Consider the following 1,513-nt stretch of genomic DNA (forward strand, 5'->3'; position numbering starts at 1 on the left):
CCTAATGAGTGCTAGGAGTTGGTCGTTCGGGCAGACTCCTGGGTTGGTAGCCGCTGGCCGGTGAGCACTTCGTGCCCCTGGACGTTGAGTCCTGAGCAAAGATCGTGCCCCGGCTGGTCGGCCAGGAGAGTTGATCGCTGATGGGATGTCGTGCCCGCCCGGTCGTGGCGTGAGCACTGCTTCATTAGGTCGCTGATAGTTCTCCTGCGGGCTACTTGCCGTGATGGTTCGACGGGTGGGAGACGCGGTTGTTGTTCGTGGGAGATGACTGGGCGGAAGATCACCATGACGTCGAGATAATGGACGGCGCGGGCCGCCGGCTGGCTAAGGCCCGGCTACCGGAGGGCGTCGCGGGGATCAGCCGGTTGCACGCGATGATCGGCCAGGCGCTTGGTGATGACGTGGACGCCGAGGACGCCGCCGCGCGGGTGGTGGTCGGGATCGAGACCGATCGGGGCCCGTGGGTACAGGCGCTGGTCGCCGCCGGCTACATGGTGTTCCCGGTGAATCCGTTGCAGGCCTCGCGCTATCGGGAACGGTTGAGCGTGTCGGGGGCCAAGAGCGACGCCGCGGACGCGCACATGCTGGCCGACATGGTGCGCACCGACTCGCATCAGCTGCGCCCGATCGCCGGGGACTCGGCGCAGGCCGAAGCGGTCAAGGTGGTTACCCGGATGCATCAGACGCTGATCTGGGAACGCACCCGGGCGACTCAGCGGTTGCGGCACGTGTTGCTCGAGTACTTCCCGGGCGCTTTGGACGCGTTCGCGGACCTGGACGCCGGTGACACTTTGGAACTACTGGCGAAGGCCCCGGACCCGCAGACAGCCGCCCGGTTGAGTCTGAGTCAGATCAGCGCTGCGCTCAAACGCGCCCGCCGCCGGGACATCCCGGCCAAGGCCGCGGCGATCCAGACGGTGCTCCGCGCGCCGCAGCTGGGCCGCCCGGCCGTGGTCGTCGCCGCCTACGCCGCCTCAACCCGGGCACTGGTCGCGGTGCTGGGCACCCTCAACGAGCAGGTCAAGACGTTGCAGGGCGAGGTGGAGGCGCATTTTGGCCGGCACCCGGACGCTGAGATCATCCGATCCCAGCCCGGACTGGGGCCGGTCCTCGGCGCCCGGGTGCTCGCCGAGTTCGGCGACGACCACAACCGCTACGCATCGGCGAAGGCCCGTAAGAACTACGCCGCGACCAGCCCGATCACCGTCGCGTCCGGCAAAAAGAAGACCGTCCTCGCCCGCTACGTGCACAACGACCGGCTCATCGACGCCCTCATGGGCCAAGCGTTCGCCGCGCTGCTGCGCTCACCCGGCGCCCGCGCCTACTACGACAAGCAACGCGCCCGCGGCCTCGGCCACAACCCCGCACTCCGCCAACTCGCCAACCGACTCGTCGGCATCCTGCACGGCTGCCTCAAAACCGGCACCCCCTACAACGAGACCACCGCCTGGTCACACCACCCCAACCAAGCCGCCGCTTGACAACCTAAGCACATGGGATGTCTTTGCTCTGC

1 protein-coding gene is annotated in these 1,513 nt (G+C 67.8%); it reads left to right on the plus strand.

Annotated features, from left to right (window positions below; genetic code table 11):
* The first annotated feature begins 248 nt into the window (after nucleotides 1–248).
* Complete coding sequence (locus IH26_RS0152405) at nucleotides 249–1,481, plus strand: IS110 family RNA-guided transposase (RefSeq protein ID WP_034218336.1); 1,233 nt, start codon at nucleotides 249–251, stop codon at nucleotides 1,479–1,481.
* Nucleotides 1,482–1,513 lie beyond the last annotated feature (32 nt).

The sequence above is a fragment of the Actinoplanes subtropicus genome (genome assembly GCF_000721705.1).
In the GTDB taxonomy this organism is placed as follows: Bacteria; Actinomycetota; Actinomycetes; order Mycobacteriales; family Micromonosporaceae; genus Actinoplanes; species Actinoplanes subtropicus.